General features: G+C 76.2%; 3 protein-coding genes. All 3 read right to left on the bottom strand.

What is annotated here, in order from left to right; all coding sequences use genetic code 11:
• Positions 1-119: 119 nt before the first annotated feature.
• The gene (locus tag HCN52_RS23545) at positions 120-830 is read right to left on the bottom strand and encodes a DUF4232 domain-containing protein (RefSeq protein ID WP_168090447.1); all 711 of its coding nucleotides are present in this window, start codon (positions 828-830) and stop codon (positions 120-122) included.
• 549 nt (positions 831-1,379) lie between these two features.
• Positions 1,380-1,604, bottom strand: a complete 225-nt coding sequence (locus HCN52_RS23540) for a hypothetical protein (RefSeq protein WP_168090446.1) — start codon at positions 1,602-1,604, stop codon at positions 1,380-1,382.
• A 214-nt stretch (positions 1,605-1,818) separates the two neighbouring features.
• Positions 1,819-2,220, bottom strand: coding sequence for a PI-PLC domain-containing protein (locus HCN52_RS23535; protein ID WP_168090445.1), 402 nt, complete (start codon positions 2,218-2,220; stop codon positions 1,819-1,821).
• Positions 2,221-2,837 lie beyond the last annotated feature (617 nt).

Genomic DNA, 2,837 nt, shown 5'->3' with positions numbered 1-2,837 from the left:
GGCGCGGACCTCCGCGCCGGGGCTCGGTGAATCCGGCATCCGTGGCGGGGACATCCGTGGCGGGGCTCCCCCTCCGCCCTTCGGCGTCCCGGGCCGTCGCGGCCGGCGGGGACCGGCGGTCAGCGCGTCCGGATGGCGCCGTGCTCCAGGTGGTCGTCGCAGACCACGATCTCCAGTTCCTCGACGTCGAGCACGAACAGGTCCTCACTGCCGGGGAGCGTGATCTGGAGCTCGGAGGCGGCGGGCCAGCAGCCCTCGCCGTCACCGCCCTCCCCGCCATCGCCGTCGTCACCCACGCTGATGCCGAACACCGCCTGGTTGGCGTCGTTCATCTGCACCGATTCCGTCGGGTAGTTGACGTGCTGCGACGGCGAACCGATGCGTTCGCCGGACGCGTCGCCCAGGGACAGGGCCGGGGTCGCGCCCAGCGTGCACTCCTCGGCGTCACTCCCGGAGAACACCACGTCCACCGTGCGGCGGTCCCGTTCGATGTAGTAGGCCTCCACCTCGGCGGTCACCTGGTCGGCGGTACACGCATCGGGGTTGAGCCCGCCCGCGGGGCTGACCTCCGTGCCCGACTCCGCCTCCGACTCCCCGTCCGTCTCGTCCGCTGAGCTGCTCGCGGCGTCCTGCTGCTCCTCGGAGCCGACCTCGGAGGCCGGCGCCGAGCGGTCGGCGTCGGCGCTCGAACAGCCGGCGGCTGCCACCACGAGCGCCGCCACGGCGGCGATCGTGAGCATCGGCCTGCCGAGCGGCGCCGTGCGGCCGCGGTCGGCGCGGTGCGCGGGAGGGGCGTCGGTCGTCTGCGGGGTTCCATCGGTGTGAGGCATGCGCCTCGGGTTCCCCGCGGCGCGGCACCCACCCGAATCCGGTGCAGATCCCGCCCCGCGGGTACGCCCGGCCGCGAGCCGCCGGTGACGCGGATCGTGCCGGACCGCGGTCGTCCGCGCGGAGCGGCCTGGCCAGGGCCGCAGGGGCCGCGGCCGCCGCTTGCCCGGCGTCGGGAGCACCTGGCCGGATCGGCGGGAACACCGCCCGGAGAGCGGAGCAGGGAGCGGGCCGGCCCGGTCGACACGGCCGAATCCGACCGGTGGGCAGGGGGCCGACAATCCACCCGGGGGCTGCCCACCGCCCGCCCGGCGGCTCGGCCACGCGGCACAGTGGTGCGCAGCGCCTCCCCGAGGGGCGCCGAGCCGGAGGCCGGCACGGTCGCGTGGCGGGCGGCGAGCAGCGCCGCGCGGTCGAGCGGCTGCGCGTTTCGCCTGCGGGGTGGTCGTTGTGCCCGGCCACTGCCTGGTGTCCTCCGCCGGGAGCGTCGCGCGGGCACGAGCCGGGCTCCGGTCGCGGAGCGGGCCGGGCGCTTGCCGGCGCGCTCGCCCTCAGGGGAGGAAGAAGGCGACCGTGCCGTAGAGGCCGACGAGGACGAAGATGCCCCCAACGAGCAGCTGCGACGTCATCCCCGCCTTGTGCGTCCGGTCGTGGCCCAGGCCGATCCGCGCGAACCGGCTGCCCCAGCGTGCGGCGTTGGCCTCGGCGATCCGCTCCCGGAACACGATGAGGGCCACCCCCACGCAGGCGATCAGGAGGGGCACAGCGAGCTCCATGGGAGTCCTCTCCGGTCGAGCGGGCCGAGGTGTGCGGACCGGTTCCCGGCGAACGGCCCGTCGACACGGCGACGCGTTCGGCATGGCCTACCCGGACAACGGCGGGGCACGCCCCGGCGCCCGCCCACCGGTCGGCCGCCCGGTCCGCCCGCTGCGATCGGGACGGGCGGACGCGGGACGCGGCCGGACGGTGGCGGCGCAGCGGTGAGGCAGGTCAGCCGCGCGGCAGGGTGGTGCGCAGCACCTGCGGGAGCGTCGCCCGGTCGGAGGTCAGGACGGTGGCGTGGTGCCCGGCGAGCAGCGCCGCGCGGTCGAGCGCCTGCGCGGCGGTCGGGGTCCGGTGGTCGATCGCCGGAGCCACGGAGTGGGCGGCGGTCATCACCAGGACGTAGTCGCGGGCGGCGTACCACCCGGTGTCGATGCTCGGACCGGTCCAGGCGGAGGCGGCGCCGTCGAAGACGACGAACCACGGGCGCAGCGAGGCGTCCTGGTAGCGGCGCACGCGGGGGTCGCCCGCCTCGACGCCCAGTACGGCGGGGAACGCGGTCGCCCGGTCGGCGTGGCGCGCGCGGCGGCGAGGTCGCGCAGATGGCGCGCGTACCTCACGTCGGTCCACAGGGTGTCGCAGGGGTTGCGCTGCTCGACGGTGCCGGGGCTGAGGTGGACGACGAACCGCCCGGCGAGGTCGTCGCGCGTCGGCCAGGCCCCGGCGCGGACGGCGGCGTCCAGGGTCGCATGGGCACCGAGCAGTTCCCCGGGCCGGTAGACCGCGTCACCCAGGATCTGCCGGACCAGGGTGTCGAACTGGGCCGGTCCGGCCGAGGTCGGCGGCGAATCCGTCCTTCGTCTCGAACTTCAGATGGATCGGCCGGTGCCCGGGGTTGGTGTCGTGCCAGGCGCGTAGGTCGCGCAGGCAGCCCGCCAGCCCGCCAGCCCGTGGTCGCGGGGGCCGCCCCTGGGGTGAGCCGGGCCCCAGGAGCCCGGGACTGGTCAAAACCCCTGTGCCATAGGGCAGTTCGGGCAATCTGCGAATGGTGGGCCAGGAGAGGGTCCGGTGACCGGCGCCTGAACGGCCGAACCACGGCGGCTCCCGCGCCTCGGGTCCCCGCCCCCGCCCCCGGCCGCCGCGGACCGCCAAGCGGCGGTCCGGCACGCGGCTGACGCCGACGGCCCTCCGGCGCGCCGCACGGCGGCCCGTCGGTGTTGAAGACCTCGCAGAGCACGAGCTTGTTC

The organism is Streptomyces bohaiensis (genome assembly GCF_012033785.1).
In the GTDB taxonomy this organism is placed as follows: domain Bacteria; phylum Actinomycetota; class Actinomycetes; order Streptomycetales; family Streptomycetaceae; genus Streptomyces; species Streptomyces bohaiensis.
The sequence above is the reverse complement of the archived record's forward strand: the minus strand, read 5'-3'. Positions and strand labels throughout refer to the sequence as shown.